We start from the raw sequence: 235 nt of genomic DNA, 5'->3' as shown, positions 1-235 counted from the left end.
CATTATTGAAGACATTGCTCGTAGCCGCGCCAAGTCTCTTTTCGGTGCCGATTTCGCGAACGTGCAGCCACATTCTGGGGCACAGGCCAACGCCGCTGTTCTTTCCACGCTCCTGCAGCCCGGTGAGCGTCTCCTCGGCCTCGACCTTGCACACGGTGGCCACCTGACACACGGTATGAAACTCAACTTCTCCGGTAAGTTGTATGACGTTTACTCCTACGGTGTTGAAGAAGAC

The 235-nt window shown here is 55.7% G+C and carries 1 pseudogene; it reads left to right on the top strand.

The features are described from left to right. A pseudogene (locus tag MKD49_RS26310) lies at nt 1-235 on the top strand (serine hydroxymethyltransferase); the annotation flags it as partial.

Origin of the sequence: Herbaspirillum sp. WGmk3 (assembly GCF_023952535.1) — a bacterium.
In the GTDB taxonomy this organism is placed as follows: domain Bacteria; phylum Pseudomonadota; class Gammaproteobacteria; order Burkholderiales; family Burkholderiaceae_D; genus Herbaspirillum; species Herbaspirillum huttiense.
This window is presented reverse-complemented; position numbering and strand designations above follow the sequence as displayed.